The following is a 1,836-nucleotide window of genomic DNA, read 5'->3' as shown; positions in this document are numbered from 1 at the left end:
GCTGGACCCCTGCCTGGCTGGGCGCCCCCGGCGTGGTCGAGGCGGGCCCGATCGCTACACCAGTCGGACTGGTGCCGACGGGGATGGTGGTGGTGGCGGTGTCGATCACCGACACGGTATTCGAGCGGTGGTTGGCGACGTAGGCGAAGGTGCCGTTCAGGGCGGCTGCGGCCGCGTGCACACCTCGCCCGGCAACTGCCGTACGAGAATGGTTCTTGGCCCGGTGGCCACCCGAGCCGCCCTGGGCCGCTGCGTGCACGGCCGGCAGCACCACCAGCCCAGCCAGGACAGCGAATGCCGCCGCCAACCGGCCCAGCCACACCCCCCACCGCCTTCCGCCCCGGCTTCCCTGAAGCCACAACGGGGCTACGTCCACATGGCGTCTGTTCACTGCTGTCTCCTGATCTCGAAACGACGCCGGCCTCAGTCCGTCATGTGCCGGGCACGGCGAGCAGAAAGACCTAGATCACTAAAGAAGTGATATGTGCTATATTGGGGAAATAGCAGCTTTTGGGTTTAGGTCGGTTCTGAAACCCACGGCGAATGCCCACCCTGCTCCAGGGCTCGGCTGCGGCTGGGTGAGGGACCGCTCAGAGAACTCCTGGCGCAGGTAGGTCCGGTGGCTGCCGAGGCCACACCCGGCGCGTTCTGGCGCGGGTTACGGCTGATGGTGGTCGACGGAATGGTGCTGGAGACCACAGGCACTCAGGCGAACGCGGACTTCTTCGGCCGGCCGCGCAAGCGCCCGGGACAGACCGTTGCGTATCCGCAGTTACGTGTTGCGGCTCTGATCGAGTCCGGCACTCATACGATCGTTGACGCAGAGATCGGCACGTATCACACCGGCGAGGGCGGTCGGCCCTTGGCGAGGACAGCTGGGAGCTCTGACGACCGCAAGGCGGAGCTGCTGCGCGCGGTCGGTGGAGCGCCGTGCGGCGGTGTCTGAGGCAGCCGGGGTGAGCGGCGGCTGCCCGCTCCTTTGATGTGGTAATCCCGCCTTTTGAGTGAGGCGTCTTTCAGGGGTGTCCGATAGCGTGGGGGGACTGGGGTGAGGTCGATTTGCCGGGGCAGGTGAGCGGCGTGAGCAGATACATCCGCACCAGCACACCACTGCAGCAGCGCGTCAGCGAGATGCGCCCACACATGATCGAAACCCTTCTGTACCGAGTCGGGGGCTGCCGCCTGGGGGCCGATGGTCTTCCTGCCGCAGCCGTCCTTGGGACCGATGGGGAAGCCGAATGATCGGCGCGGGAGGGATCACTTCCCTGAGGCTCCATGAGAGCAACACGGTGCGCGTAGGCGTCTTCGGCGAGCTGGATGTGTTCACGGGACCGGAGCTGCGCACTGTCGTCGCTGAGTGCCTCGATCACCGACCGGCCCGGCTGGTGCTGGATGTGTCTGGGGTGTCGTTCTGTGACTCGTCTGGGCTGTCGGCCTTGCTCGGGGCGCAGAAGAGCGCTGTGGGGGCCGGAGCCATGTTCACTCTGGAAGGGACGGGGGCGGCGTTGCGGCAGGTACTGAGGATCACGGGCCTCGATACCCGGCTCGGCCTGCCGCCCCAAACCGGACCGGCCTCCAGCTCCGGCCCGGCACCGCCCTGATAACGGTCAGCGACACTCTTTCCCGCTCCGGCCGGTAGAGCCCGTGCCGACCCAGGCGACGGCTTGGCGGCCATCCAAGCCCTCTCTTCCGGCGCGGTCGGGCATCGGGGACGGAGTGGCGCGGCCATGTGCCAGGCATGGTGGAGTGGGGTGTGAGGGCTTGGGGCCAGGCAGGCGCTGAGGCGAACCCGACGCGTCCCACCAGGTGATGACCAGCACCCGGTCCCGCGGAGCG

2 protein-coding genes and 1 pseudogene are annotated in these 1,836 nt (G+C 67.7%); 2 read left to right on the top strand and 1 reads right to left on the bottom strand.

Annotated features, from left to right (window positions below):
* A pseudogene (locus tag AB0N17_RS46460) lies at positions 1-259 on the bottom strand (hypothetical protein); the annotation flags it as partial.
* 360 nt (positions 260-619) lie between these two features.
* On the opposite strand from AB0N17_RS46460, the gene AB0N17_RS46455 reads away from it, so the two are divergent.
* Together AB0N17_RS46455 and AB0N17_RS46450 are read left to right on the top strand one after the other, a co-directional pair.
* Positions 620-946 carry a hypothetical protein gene (locus tag AB0N17_RS46455; RefSeq protein WP_366017698.1) on the top strand — a complete coding sequence of 109 codons (327 nt, stop codon included), beginning with the start codon at positions 620-622 and terminating at the stop codon, positions 944-946.
* A gap of 292 nt (positions 947-1,238) precedes the next feature.
* Entirely contained in the window at positions 1,239-1,601 is a 363-nt protein-coding gene (locus AB0N17_RS46450; protein WP_366017697.1) for an STAS domain-containing protein, read from the top strand.
* Positions 1,602-1,836: the final 235 nt, after the last annotated feature.

It is taken from the genome of Streptomyces sp. NPDC051133, assembly GCF_040682635.1.
Lineage (GTDB): Bacteria > Actinomycetota > Actinomycetes > Streptomycetales > Streptomycetaceae > Streptomyces.
The sequence above is the reverse complement of the archived record's forward strand: the minus strand, read 5'-3'. Positions and strand labels throughout refer to the sequence as shown.